Origin of the sequence: Mycetohabitans endofungorum (assembly GCF_002927045.1) — a bacterium.
Classification (GTDB): Bacteria; Pseudomonadota; Gammaproteobacteria; order Burkholderiales; family Burkholderiaceae; genus Mycetohabitans; species Mycetohabitans endofungorum.
In genome coordinates this window covers 24,710-33,688 of sequence record NZ_PRDW01000017.1, presented here as the reverse complement: position 1 = coordinate 33,688, position 8,979 = coordinate 24,710, and the positions used below count along the sequence as shown (strand labels likewise).

Here is an 8,979-nt window from a genome sequence, read left to right as displayed (position 1 = left end):
CAAGCTTATTCGCGTCGCCGACGCTGGCGGCGTTCGCGGCGGCGGTGAGTGCGCAGTTGAACCAGCAAGTCAACGCATTGCCTGAGATCACACCGATCTCGCGCGAAGGCAGTTTGCCGCTGTCGTTCGCGCAGCAGCGGCTATGGTTCCTCGCGCAGCTCGATGGCGTCAGTGGTACCTATCACATGCCGCTTGCGCTGCGTGTGCAGGGGATGTTCGATCGGGCAGCATGGCAACAAGCGCTGGATGCCCTATTCGCGCGCCACGAGGCGCTGCGCTCGACGTTTGTCAGTGTCGAGGGTCAGCCGCAAGTGCAGTTGCTGCCGGCTGACACGGGCGTGCCGCTGCACTGGCATGATCTGCGTGGCGTGTCTGATGCCGACGCGCAGCTGGCACGTTTGAGCGCCGATGAAGCGCGCGCGCCGTTCGATTTGGCACGCGGGCCACTGATGCGCGCATGCGTGATTCAATTGGCCGACGACGAGCACGTACTGGTGCTGACAAAGCACCATATTGTGTCGGACGGCTGGTCGATTGGCGTGCTGGTGAACGAGCTGAGTGCATTGTACGCGGCAAGCGCAGCCGGCCAAGTCGATCCGCTGCCACCGCTGGCGATCCAGTATCCGGATTATGCGGCCTGGCAGCGCCAGTGGCTGTCGGGCGAGCGGCTTCAAACGCAGAGCGACTACTGGCGCGCGACGCTGGCCGATGCGCCGGTGCTGCTGGCGCTACCGACGGATCGGCCGCGCCCGGCGCAACAGTCGTTTGCCGGCGCGCATGTGCCGGTACAGATCGATGCACGAACCACGCAAGCGCTCAAGCGTTTGAGCGGTGAGCACGGCACGACGCTATTTATGACGGTGCTCGCCGCGTGGAGCGCGGTGCTCGCGCGCCTGTCAGGTCAGGACGATTTGGTCATTGGCACGCCCAGTGCAAACCGGGGGCATGCTGCGATCGAGCCGTTGATTGGCTTTTTTGTCAATACGTTGGCGTTGCGCGTGAATTTGGAGGGCGAGCCGACGACCGCGCAGTTACTTGAGCGCGTGCGGTGCACGACGCTGGACGCGCAGGCGCATCAAGACCTGCCGTTTGAGCAAGTGGTCGAGATCGTGCAGCCGCCGCGCCGGCTCAATCACACGCCGCTGTTTCAGGTGTTGTTCGCGTGGCAGAGTAATGAAACAGGACAGTGGCGTCTACCCGGACTGGACATCATGCCTACTGGGCTTGACTACGACATGGTCAGGTTTGACCTGGAAATGCACCTGTATGAAGAGGGCGAGGAGATTATTGGGGCATTGTGCTATGCGAGCGCGCTGTTTGATCCCGCGACGATCGAACGGCACGTGGGGTATCTGACGACGATGTTGCAGGCGATGGTGGCCTGCCCACAGCAACCGGTGGCAACACTGCAGATGCTAGGAGCGGATGAGCGTCAGATACTGCTGCAAACATGGAATGCGACGGCGGCTCCTTACCCAGGCCACCAGTGCCTTCATCAGTTGTTTGAGGCGCAGGTGCAGCGCAGCCCCGATGCTACTGCGCTGGTGTATGAAGAGCAGACGTTGAGCTATGCGCAATTGAACGCACGAGCCAATCGCCTCGCGCATCGTCTCATTGAATTGGGGGTTAAGCCGGATGCCCGAGTGGCAATCTGCGTCGAGCGCTCGCCGGCAATGGTCGTGGGGCTATTGGCGATCATGAAGGCGGGCGGCGCTTGTGTGCCGCTTGATCCCGCGTATCCGTGCGAGCGCCTCGCGCATATTCTGCATGATGCCGCGCCAACGATTGTACTAGCCGATGCAACGGGCAGGGCCACGTTGGGGGAAACGGCGCTTGCGTGCCGAACCGTGCTTGAGCCGGATATAGCGCTCGATCAAGTTGCACCCAACCCGCGGGTAGCCGAACTGACTCCTCGCCATCTTGCCTATGTCATCTACACATCGGGCTCCACTGGCACGCCGAAGGGCGTGATGATCGAACATGTTCAAATTGCACGCTTATTGGAGTTTACAAAGCCTAACGGTACGTTAACTGAAGATTGGGCGCTGCTCGACCGGCAACGAGGTTATAGCCTGACGCCTGCCGATCGCGTTCTCCAAAAAGCACCCTTTAACTTTGATGTATCAATTTGGGAGCTATTTTGGACGTTGCTCAATGGCGCGACCCTTGTTGTCGCAGACGCCGACGCTCATAAAGATCCTGTTGCCTTAATGGATCTCATTGCCCAGGAGCGCATCACGACTGTTCACTTTGTGCCATCCATGCTCAGCATTTTCTTGGATACGGAAGGTGTTCAGCGATGCAAATCGGTAAAGCATTTGATTTGCGGTGGCGAAGCACTGCCCGGTGCGACTGTCCAGCGGTGTCAAACGCTGCTGCCTGACGCGCAAGTTCATAACTTGTATGGTCCCGCTGAAAATCCCATTGGTACAACGTTTTGGACCTGCCCAGTGGCCTGTACGGAGGACAATATTCCGATTGGGCGGCCAATCACAAACACGCAGGTCTACTTGCTTGATACATGCGGTCAGCCGGTGCCGCTAGGTGCGGTTGGGGAGCTATATATCGGTGGTGACGGTGTGGCACGCGGCTATTTGAACCGTCCTGAGCTTACCGCCGAGTGTTTCGTGCTCAATTCGTTCTCGGTAGAGCCTGGTGCGCGAATGTACAAAACCGGAGATTTGGCTCGTTACCGGCCCGATGGCAATCTGGAGTACTTAGGCCGCAATGATGACCAGGTCAAGATTCGCGGCTTTCGCATTGAACTGGGTGAGATCAAGGCGTGCCTTGTTCAACATCCGCAGGTGCGTGAGGCGGCGGTGCTCGCGCGTGGCGAGGGCCACGACAAGCGGCTTGTCGCTTATGTAGTGGCCGAGGCCGATGAGCAGTTGACTAGTACGCTGCGCACACATGTGGCCGCTCGCTTGCCCGACTATATGGTGCCAGCTGCGTTCGTGCGTTTGGATGTGTTGCCACTGACGCCCAACGGCAAACTGGATCAACGTGCGCTGCCTGAACCGGATTTGACACCAGTTCAATATCGTATCCCTCGTACGCCGCACGAACAGACATTAGCGGAACTTTTCGCAGAAGTGCTGAATTTGCCTCGTGTAGGCATTGATGACAGTTTCTTCGATCTAGGCGGTCATTCCTTGTTGGCCATGCGTTTAATTGATCGTATTCGTAAGGCGCTGAAGGTTGACCCTAGCATTCGTATGTTATTTGAAGCACCCACTGTCGCTGGTTTGGCACAACGTTTGACCCAGCTCAATGGTGTTCAAGAAAGTTCGTTTTCTATTTTGCTTCCTCTTAAACCTAAAGGAAGTCGCCCTCCTCTTTTCTGCATGCATCCCGGATTTGGTTTAAGTTGGAGTTACATTAGCCTGTCAAGTCTTTTAGACACTGATCAACCGCTCTATGGGTTGCAAGCTCGTGGGTTTGACGGGGCAAGGCCACTTCCGTCTAGCATTGATGACATGGTGTCAGACTACCTAGAGCACATTCGCCAAATTCAGCCAGAAGGACCTTACTACCTGTTAGGGTGGAGCTTGGGAGGCATAGTCGCCCACCGCATGGCTGTCCGACTTGAACAGCAAGGTGAAAAGGTGGCGTTGCTAGCTTTACTGGATAGTCTTCCAGGATCGTATTTGGTGGACAGCAAAGGTGAAGTCGACCAAGCGATGGTTAATGCTGCGCTCGCCGATCATTATGGTGATGAATTTATTGGAGCCATGAGTAATGATTTTTTAAAAAATGCTCTTGAAATTGCAAAAAACAATCCGCGTCTCTTGAAGGAATTTTCTCCGTCAACGTATAGCGGTGATGCGGTATTTTTCCGCGCCACTCTTGCAGACGCTGAAGTGGACGTGTTGGCCTCACCTGATGTGTGGCGGTCTTACATACTCGGCAATATTGAAGTTTATGATGTCCACTGCAGTCATGGAGAAATGCTAAGGCAGGAGCCAGCGAAAGTAATTGGCGAAATTTTAGCCCGCAAGTTAGATGAGATGGAGAATAAGACGATCCAAGGGGAAATTGACGCGATGCGGTAATATCTTACAGTGCGCTTTGCGCAAATTAAGGTCGGAAACTCAAGAATTGAGCGTTCCAAAAGTGGCGATTTTTTGAAGAGTTGTAAAAATAAATGGTCAAACTTTAAAAAGGATGAGCTATGAGCAATATATTGGAAATTTCGGGCGCGGGCTTGAGAATGGTTGATATTGCCAGGGCGGCATATGATTTTAATGTTAATGTGAGCCTTGGCCAGGAAGCGTGCGAATCTATTATTCGATCACGGAGGCTGCTTGACGATCTTATTTTGCAGGGGAAAGTAATTTATGGTGTAAATACAAGTATGGGGGGATTTGTCAAGTATCTTATTCCGGAGAAGTATGCTGCAGAAATGCAGGAAAATCTTATTGCGGCAGTCGCAACGAATGTTGGATCATACTTTGATGATCATGTGGTTCGAGCGACAATGTTGGCGCGTATTAATTCACTGGCCCGTGGTGTATCTGCTATTTCTTTAGAGAACCTACAGAAATTTGTTGATATTTTTAACAAAGGAATATGCCCCTGCATTCCTCAAAAGGGTTCTCTTGGTACTAGCGGAGATTTAGGTCCACTTGCTGCTATAGCATTGGCGCTAACCGGAAAATGGAAGGTGAGATATCGTGGGGAAGTTATGGATGCGTCAGATGCGCTCCGCGACGCAAATATTGAGCCGCTTAAACTGAGTTATAAAGAAGGTTTGGCGCTAATTAATGGTACATCAGCCATGACGGGGCTTGCGTGTCTGTTAGTAAATGATGCTGAAAAGTTGATCGAATCGTATGAATCAGTAACAGCCTTAACTTTGGAGGCGTTACAAGGAAAGCGTAAAGTATTTTCGCCATTGGTGCATGAAGAAAAGCTGCATCCAGGACAGAGGGCGTCCGCAACAAATATATATAATATGCTTTCTGGCAGCGGCATGATAAGTAACGAAGATGATATTTCGAAGGAGCTTCGATCGCAACTTTCCGATGATGTAATCGATGGTGTTGATAATCAAATTGAAGACGCTTATTCTTTGCGGTGTACTCCACATATACTTGGCCCGATCAAGGATGCTGTTGATTACGTTAAATCCGTGGTGGAAAATGAGTTAAATTCCAGTAGTGATAATCCATTGGTTATTCCGAAATGTGGCGATGTTTATCATAATGGTCATTTTCATGGTCAGTATATGTCCATGGCAATGGATCATTTGTCTATAGCCTTAGTTACGTTGAGTAATTTATCGGACCGGCGTATTGATCGATTCATGGATAAAAATAATAGCAATGGATTGCCGCCATTTCTTTGCGAAAATGATCAGGGAATCAGATTGGGATTGATGGGTGGCCAATTTATGAGCGCTTCCCTTGCTTCTGAAAATCGATCATTGTGTGTGCCAGTCTCCATTCAGTCGCTACCTTCAACAGCTGATTTTCAAGATATCGTCTCACTTGGTCTTGTGGCTGCTCGGCGCGCACGGGAAATATTGGATAATACTATTTATGTTATAAGCTTTGAGCTTTTGTGTGCATGCCAGGCAGCTGACATTCGGGGTGCTGAAAAATTGGGCGCTCATACTGCCACGATTTATAATGCGTTACGATCTTTTCTGCCGTTTTTCGATAAAGATGAGCCGCTTACGCCGTATCTGGAGGACGTGGCTAATTTCATTCGGAATGGAATGGTTTGTCCTTCGGGGATGACTAATGAGCATGCTATATAAAAATCAGGGCCGCAGTGGAAAGGTGGCACAGGTTGGATAAGTAGTCGGCTCTGGGCGGTCCACAGTGTTTTGCGCATTAAGGCGAGGAGGCCGAAATGGTATTGTGTGATTTGCAAGGCGCAGGCATATTAACGCGTAAGTATTGCAAATTCTGGCGAGGGTGGGGGGCGAAGACGTCCGTGCCGGGGCAGATTTTTTCGTCAACTGCTGCGCGAGCAGATCAACTTGAAGCATCCGTTGGTCTGCTTGGCTGATCTGATCGACTGGAATCGATTGTGATGGTGGGGCTGTTTTCTCTGAAGCATGCCTACAACAAAAGTGATAACGGGTTTAACTGGTGAATGCAACACCGATGCTGTCGTTTAATTTTTATCTGCTGGCGTCATGAAACCCAATGTTTTTTGGGATCGCTGATTCAATTGCGAAGTGATCTTGTTCAAACTGCCTGCGAGTAGCCGGTCAGGTAGGCGCCTTTGGGGAAGTGCTGGCGGAGCAGTCCGGTTGGGATACTCATTCGTGCCTCGCTGCTACGGGCTTTGTGGATCGCAGAAGTAGACTTGCATATTGGTTACAACGATGAATTGTTTGTGCTGTGCGGGTTCTATGCCGTGGTCCCGTGCGATCGGTTTGTGCATGGTGGCTTACGAACCTGTGTGACCAGTGCAGATACGACGCTTTCGGTGTCCTTGCCCTTCACCTTCACGAGAATGGTAAAGGGCGAATGACACTCTACCAACGTAGCGATGTGTGTATTGTTCGAGCCGCTCAGCAAGTCGCCTTACCAGTGCTCTGGGACCGTCGGTCTTCGGCTTGCGCTGGCCGCTCGCGAATTGATGCTGCATCGATGGTCTGGCCATGCGGCTGCGCCGCGGGGCGCGCCTTGCTCCTGCTGACCTAAATCGATGGGGCCTGGTCATTGAGTTTTCGCCGCAACGCCGATACAAATCGCTCTGTCACGGGCGGCAAAGTACGGCCCCGCATTTTGACGAGTGCGATGGGACGCACGAATGCGTCGCCCGCGATCGGCCGCACCACCAGTCCCGGCTCAGCCAGGACCTCGCGCGCAGCGCGGGGCACGATCGTCACTCCCAGCCCGCTGCGCACCATTGCGACGGCCGTCGTCATGTACGTAAGTTCGCACGAAATGTGGGCTGCCAATCCCGCCTTAGCCAGGGCGGCGTCCACGCATTCTCGCACGCTTGTACCCTTCGCAGTGAGTACCAGCGGTTCGCTCAAGAGGTGTTCCAACTCGACGTATCGGCGCAGGGAATGCGGGTGATTTTCCGGAAACACGGCGACAAGATGGTCGGCGCCAGAATACAAGATCTCTAAAGCGGCGTCAGACACGTTTCCACCTGTCAGGCCGATGTCAACCTCCTCGCTACGCACCAATGCGTTAACCGTGCTGGCCACCACGTCGCGGACATAGAAGCTGGCGCGTGGGGTAGTTTTCTTCATCTCTAGGATAAGGCTTGGCAATAAGCTTGCGGCAAACGTTGGTAGACAGGCAAGCCTGACGACGCCGCGCGACCCGTCCACCAGAGCGTGCGCGTTTGTGACCAGCTGCTCCATGTCGCGTAACGATTTTTGTAGGGCGGGAAGTAATTCACGTCCTGCTGGTGTCATCGATACTTTACGACTGTTGCGGTCGAATAGGCGTGCGCCTATTGCATTTTCCAGCCTACGAACCTGGACTGTTAACGCAGGCTGAGACAAATGCAGGCGCACTGCGGCGCGTGTGAAGCTCCCCGTCTCGACGACAGCGATAAAGGCCCTGATGTCGCGAAGATTCATATCCATTGCGTTTTATGAATGCTGCAATCAAATCATTTCAATTGATCTATCGATGGAGTCAACCTATCCTGAATTCGTGATCGGAAGACAAATCGGGGGACCAATACATGCTGCCGTTACTGGGGTTCGCCACCATTGTGGTTTTGCTCGCCGCCATCCTCTCGAAGCGAATGGCGCCGTTGGTAGCGCTGATTGTGGTGCCTATTGCGGCGTCGTTGCTTGGCGGTTTTGGGTGGCAGACTTGCGAGTTCGTGATTGGCGGCTTGAGGAGTATGGCGCCGGTGGTGGGCATGTTCGTATTTGCGATTCTCTATTTCGGGACGGTTACGGACGCTGGCATGCTCGATCCAATTATTGATCGCATTCTGAGGATGGTTGGCACGAAGCCAACACGCATTGTCATGGGAACGACACTGCTGGCACTACTGATTCATCTCGATGGCTCAGGAGCCGTGTGTTTTCTCGTGACGATCCCAGCGATGCTGCCACTTTACGACCGCTTGAAGATGGATCGTCGTGTGTTGGCGGCAGCCGTATCGATGGCGGCGGGAGTTAATTTTTTGCCGTGGACCGGACCCACGATCCGCGCATCAGCTTCTTTGCATCTGCCAGTTTCGTCGCTTTTCAACCCGCTTATACCTGTGCAGGTGGTTGGACTGGTGTTCGTATTTGGCATCGCCTATCTACTAGGTCGCCGCGAGGAGAAACGGCTCGGATTCGCTTGGGCTGACAACTCAGGGCCGATGCCAGAGCGCAAGCTCACGCGGGAAGAAAGTGAAATTCGCCGCCCCCGGAATTTTTGGTTCAATGTCGTTTTTACTTTGTGCGTGCTTGGCACGTTGGTGGTAGTAGGTGACAAGATCCCGCCCGCGATCGTATTCATGGTTGGACTGTGTATTGTTCTATTGGTTAACTATCCGAACGTGGAGATGCAGCGTAAGCGTGTGGATGCGCATGCGCGAGCTGCATTGATGATGGCGGGTGTTTTATTGGCGGCAGGCGTTTTTACCGGCGTGTTGCAAGGTAGTGGCATGCTCAAAGCGATGGCACTGTCCACCGTCAATCTTGTGCCTCAAGAGATGTCTAGCCACATCCCATTTACGCTGGGGCTCCTCGCGATGCCGATGAGCATGTTGTTTGACCCTGATTCGTTCTATTTTGGCGTGTTACCTGTCGTCGCAGAAGTGGCAGGGCAACTTGGTGTGCCGGCAGTGCAGGTCGGGCAGGCAGCGTTGCTCGGGCAAATGACCACAGGCTTTCCCGTTAGCCCGCTTACGCCAGCGACATTCCTCGTGATCGGACTGTGCGGTATCGATCTCGCCGATCATCAGAAGTTTACCTTCCCTTTGCTATTCGGCACATCGATTGTCATGACTGTCGCCGCTGTTGTATTGGGTGTTTTCCCCTTGTAAGCCTTAACTGAG

The 8,979-nt window shown here is 53.3% G+C and carries 4 protein-coding genes and 1 pseudogene; 3 read left to right on the top strand and 2 right to left on the bottom strand.

From position 1 onward, the window contains the following. Nucleotides 1–4,052: non-ribosomal peptide synthetase (locus B0O95_RS13665; protein WP_104078372.1), on the top strand; the 4,052-nt coding region annotated here is incomplete at its 5' end. A gap of 119 nt (nt 4,053–4,171) precedes the next feature. Next, complete coding sequence (locus B0O95_RS13660; RefSeq protein ID WP_104078371.1) at nt 4,172–5,761, top strand: phenylalanine aminomutase (D-beta-phenylalanine forming); 1,590 nt, start codon at nt 4,172–4,174, stop codon at nt 5,759–5,761. A 330-nt stretch (nt 5,762–6,091) separates the two neighbouring features. Here B0O95_RS13660 and B0O95_RS17360 read toward each other — a convergent pair. Next, nucleotides 6,092–6,649, bottom strand: a pseudogene (locus B0O95_RS17360) (IS30 family transposase); the annotation flags it as partial. A 6-nt stretch (nt 6,650–6,655) separates the two neighbouring features. Further along, entirely contained in the window at nt 6,656–7,561 is a 906-nt protein-coding gene (locus B0O95_RS13650; protein ID WP_104078370.1) for a LysR family transcriptional regulator, read from the bottom strand. A gap of 101 nt (nt 7,562–7,662) precedes the next feature. Here B0O95_RS13650 and B0O95_RS13645 point away from each other — a divergent pair, with 101 nt between their 5' ends. Next, entirely contained in the window at nt 7,663–8,967 is a 1,305-nt protein-coding gene (locus B0O95_RS13645) for a CitMHS family transporter (protein WP_104078369.1), read from the top strand. Nucleotides 8,968–8,979: the final 12 nt, after the last annotated feature.

What these genes read in the sequence shown, in the direction of transcription:
- B0O95_RS13660 (WP_104078371.1), top strand. Translation starts at nt 4,172, where the DNA reads ATGAGCAATATATTGGAAATTTCGGGCGCGGGCTTGAGAATGGTTGAT.
- B0O95_RS13650 (WP_104078370.1), bottom strand. Translation starts at nt 7,561, where the DNA reads ATGGATATGAATCTTCGCGACATCAGGGCCTTTATCGCTGTCGTCGAG.
- B0O95_RS13645 (WP_104078369.1), top strand. Translation starts at nt 7,663, where the DNA reads ATGCTGCCGTTACTGGGGTTCGCCACCATTGTGGTTTTGCTCGCCGCC.